Here is a 4,047-nt window from a genome sequence, read left to right as displayed (position 1 = left end):
CATATGGATAATGTGGAATGGGATGAAGGAAATCAGCTGCTGAAATACCACCCTATTTTCGACTGGACGCTGGAGAAAGTAAAAGACTATATAAGTGAGAATAATATCCCTTACAATCCGCTTCACGATAAAGGCTTTCCGAGTATAGGTTGCGCTCCATGTACACGCGCTGTAAAGGAAGGCGAAGATTTCCGCGCCGGAAGATGGTGGTGGGAAGATCAAAGTAAAAAAGAGTGTGGTCTACACACGACGAGTTAACATTAAAATTAACCAGGATTTTGCTCCCCTGCAAAGGGGAGCTGTCCGCCCCAGGCGGACTGAGGGGTCTGGGCGGACTGAAAGGTCTGGACTACCATTAAAACGAAAAATAGTAAACGCACCAGGTGCGATTTTTAAAACATATGAATAAACAGGACACTACATACTTAGACCAGCTGGAAGCAGAAGCAATACACATATTGCGGGAAGTTGCCGGGCAGTTTGAAAAACCAGCATTGCTGTTTTCAGGAGGGAAGGATTCAATTACATTGGTGAGGCTGGCGGAAAAAGCATTCAGGCCGGGTAAGTTTCCGTTTCCTTTGGTGCACATTGACACAGGACACAATTTCCCCGAGACCATAAGTTATCGGGATAAGATGATTGAAAGGCTGGGAGAAAAGCTTATCGTAGGATATGTTCAGGATTCGATAGATCAGGGTAAAGTGATAGAGCAAACGGGCAAGAATGCCAGCAGAAATGCTTTGCAAACTGTTACACTCTTAGATACGATTGCCGAAAATAAATTTGACGCCTGTATAGGCGGCGCCCGCAGGGACGAAGAAAAGGCCCGCGCAAAAGAAAGGATATTCTCTGTCCGCGATGAATTCGGTCAATGGGATCCAAAACGCCAGCGCCCCGAGCTTTGGAATGTATATAATGGAAAAATCCACAAAGGTGAAAATGTCAGGGTATTCCCGATAAGCAACTGGACTGAACTGGATGTTTGGAATTATATCAAAAGAGAGAAGATAGAGCTTCCATCGATATATTTTGCCCATCAACGCGACGTAATTACCAGAAACGGACAGTTGATGGCAGCAGCAGATTTTCTGAACATCGATGAGCAGGATGTTGTGCAGCATAAAAATGTGAGGTTCCGTACCGTGGGAGATATGACCTGTACTGCAGCGGTTGAATCAGATGCGTTTTTAATAGATGATATAATTGAAGAAATACGGGATTCAAAGATCAGCGAAAGAGGTGCCCGTATGGATGATAAGGTTTCTGAAGCTGCAATGGAAGACCGCAAAAAGGGAGGATATTTTTAATGGATTTACTTAAATTTTTTACAGCTGGAAGTGTTGACGATGGTAAGAGTACGCTCATCGGCCGGCTTCTTTACGATAGTGAATCTATACTTGCAGATCAGCTGGAAGCGTTACAGCAATCGAACAGGAAGAATGATGATGGTACGATTGACCTGGCTATATTAACCGATGGCCTCAAAGCCGAACGTGAGCAGGGCATCACCATTGATGTTGCCTATAAATATTTCCAAACCGATAAGCGAAAGTTCATTATTGCAGATACTCCGGGGCATATCCAATACACGCGGAATATGGTTACGGGCGCATCTAACTCTAATCTTGCCATTATTTTGGTGGACGCCCGGAATGGTGTTGTTGAACAAACAATCAGGCATTCTTTCATTGTTTCGCTTCTTGAACTAAAACATGTTGTTGTTTGCATCAACAAGATGGATATGGTTGATTATAAGGAAGAAACCTTTAATACCATTGTTCAGGCATATTTTGATATCGCGAAGAAGCTTCATTTAAATGAAGTGACCTATATACCGGTAAGTGCCCTTAAAGGGGATAACGTAGTAAATGTATCCGACCATATGCCCTGGTACACTGGCAAGAGCCTTCTGGATCACCTGGAGACTATTGCTGTCAATGAGGATGAGAAATCGCCACAAGCGCGTATGCCAGTGCAATGGGTGATCAGGCCTCAAACGGATGAGCTTCACGACTACAGAGGATACGCCGGAAGAGTTTCCAGCGGCAGCTTTCACTTAAATGATAAGGTCACGATCCTCCCATCGGGCGTGAAATCTGAAATCAGCAGAATAGAAACCTTCGGTAAGGATCAGGAAGAAATCCATAGCGGGATGTCGGTTACTCTTCATCTCAAAGATAATGTTGACATCAGCCGTGGAGATATCCTTGTAAACTCATCCCATGAGCCCATTGTATCGCAGCTTATTGAAGCAGATCTTTGCTGGATGGATACCCGCCCTCTGGATGATTCGATGATGTACCTGATTCAGCACAACAGCAAACAGACGAAATGTAAAATCAGGGAGATGCTTCATAAGGTAAATATCAACACGCTTGAAAAAATACCGGCAGATACCTTCCAATTAAATGATATTGGCCGGATAGTGATTAAAACGGCAGATCCATTGGCATTTGACCTTTATCAGGATAATAAGCAGAATGGTGGGGCGATACTTATAGACAGTCGTACTAATTTGACGGTAGGAGCTTTGATGTTTAGAGCCCTTATTAATGAGTAAATCAGCAAAATAGAGAATTAGTAAATGGGAATGAGTAAATGAGTAAATTTGAAAATTAGCAAATGTGCTGCCCGCCTAATTTGCTAATTCTCAAATTCTCAAATTTTCTAATTTATTGCAGTGAAAGTAGAACTAAAAAGAGTCAACGATGCCGTCCATTTCGAGGCATCTGCACCATCATCAACAGTTAAAGTACATATCGACGGTTCGCCGGATATCGGCGGACAAGGATTGGGCGTGCGGCCTATGGAAATGGTACTGATGGCCCTCGCTTCATGCAGCTCCCTCGACCTGGTAAGTATCTTGAAAAAACAAAACCAAGATCTGCAGGATTTATCTGTTTCTGTAGAGGCACAGCGTCGTGAAGAAATTCCAACCATCTTCACAAAGATTCATATGACCTTTACCCTCAAAGGCACCATCGATCCTGCCAAGGCCGACCGTGCTGCAGAACTCGCAGTGAAAAAATACTGTTCGGTGCATGATATGCTGGTCGCGGGGGGAGTGGAGATTACTTATACCGTGGATATTAATTCTTAATCAGGAAAGTCCTTTTAATAGAGAGCAAGGATCAAAGAGCAAAGAACAAGGACAATGATCGGAAATTTGGAATGGTCGGCTCAAAAAAAGGTATTTGCCCCACTAAGGTATTTAACTACTTAGAAACCTGGTTCTTGGCAATCAAAATCGAGGAGTTAAAACAAAGATGGAAATTTGAGAAAATTTCCTTTCATTTTTTATTACACGGTTTGGTGTAGACCTCAATTCTAATCTACACGTACAAAGTAACCTAGTCCAAGTCCTTATTCTTTGCTCCTTATTCCTTGCTCTAACATGTGACACTGATATTACATGTTACAACATCTATTGCCCTATCTTTGTATATCCAAAAACTAAAACAAAACGATATGTCACAGAAAACCAAATGGGCTTTAGACCCCACACATTCAGAGGTTCATTTCAAGGTAAAGCACCTTGTGATCTCAACTGTTACCGGAACTTTCAAGGAATTTGACGGTAGTTTCCAGACCGAAAATGAAGATTTTTCAAATGCACAGATTGACTTCTCTTTAGACGTCAGCAGCATTGACACCAATCAGGAACAAAGGGATGTGCACTTGAAGTCGGCAGATTTTTTCGATGCGGAGAAATATCCTAAGATCAATTTTAAATCTACTTCTTTCACAAAGAATGGTGATGATTACGTTCTTCAGGGAGATTTGACAGTTAAAGATTTAACCAGGCCTATAAAACTGAGTGTTGAATATGGCGGTACAGCAACCGATTTCTATGGCAATGAAAAAGCTGGGTTTGAAATTAAAGGGAAGATCAGCCGTAAAGAATATGGTCTAACATGGGATGCGGTTACCGAGGCAGGTGCTATCGTTGTTGGAGACGAAATTAAACTGGACATCAACGTACAGTTTGCTAAACAAGTATAAAGAGTATTATAGCTTTCGAGATTGCTTCGTTACACTCGCAATGAC

The 4,047-nt window shown here is 42.3% G+C and carries 5 protein-coding genes; all 5 read left to right on the top strand.

Annotation, left to right across the window (positions count from 1 at the left end; translation table 11 throughout):
• Window positions 1-258, top strand: a 258-nt coding sequence (locus tag WBJ10_RS01755) for a phosphoadenosine phosphosulfate reductase family protein (protein ID WP_424287831.1), incomplete at its 5' end; no start/stop codon positions are given.
• Between the two features lie 143 nt (window positions 259-401).
• Complete coding sequence (gene cysD / locus WBJ10_RS01750; RefSeq protein WP_424287830.1) at window positions 402-1,307, top strand: sulfate adenylyltransferase subunit CysD; 906 nt, start codon at window positions 402-404, stop codon at window positions 1,305-1,307.
• Window positions 1,307-2,560, top strand: coding sequence for a sulfate adenylyltransferase subunit 1 (locus WBJ10_RS01745; RefSeq protein WP_424287829.1), 1,254 nt, complete (start codon window positions 1,307-1,309; stop codon window positions 2,558-2,560). The genes cysD and WBJ10_RS01745 overlap by 1 nt, the downstream gene beginning before the upstream one ends.
• Window positions 2,561-2,680: 120 nt before the next feature.
• Window positions 2,681-3,100, top strand: a complete 420-nt coding sequence (locus WBJ10_RS01740) for an OsmC family protein (RefSeq protein WP_424287828.1) — start codon at window positions 2,681-2,683, stop codon at window positions 3,098-3,100.
• Window positions 3,101-3,468: 368 nt separating this feature from the next.
• Window positions 3,469-4,002 (top strand): YceI family protein, encoded by a 534-nt coding sequence (locus WBJ10_RS01735; RefSeq protein WP_424287827.1) that lies wholly within the window; start codon window positions 3,469-3,471, stop codon window positions 4,000-4,002.
• Window positions 4,003-4,047: the final 45 nt, after the last annotated feature.

Source organism: Daejeonella sp., from assembly GCF_049655485.1.
Taxonomy (GTDB): Bacteria; Bacteroidota; Bacteroidia; order Sphingobacteriales; family Sphingobacteriaceae; genus Daejeonella.
This window is presented reverse-complemented; position numbering and strand designations above follow the sequence as displayed.